The 219-nt window shown below is 62.6% G+C and carries 1 protein-coding gene; it reads left to right on the forward strand.

Going from position 1 to position 219, the window contains the following annotated elements:
- A partial coding sequence (locus E4O97_RS26305; protein WP_248162710.1) for a hypothetical protein occupies positions 1-219 on the forward strand: 219 nt, incomplete at both ends.

Here is a 219-nt window from a genome sequence, read left to right on the forward strand (position 1 = left end):
ACGACAAAGGTCAGGGCACCGTAACCCTGCCAGGCAACACCAGCGGCCAACAAGTCGGCGTGGCGCTCGATGACGGCATCAACCCACCGCTCACGACCAACGTTGACGTACCGTTGCTGGCACCACAATTGGGCCCTATCGATCCAGCCACTGGCAACGTAGAAGTCACCGGCAAGCCAGGCGCGACCGTGCAGGCGCAGGATGCAAGCGGCAAGCCAA

The organism is Pseudomonas sp. W15Feb34 (assembly GCF_023127765.1).
Classification (GTDB): domain Bacteria; phylum Pseudomonadota; class Gammaproteobacteria; order Pseudomonadales; family Pseudomonadaceae; genus Aquipseudomonas; species Aquipseudomonas synxantha_A.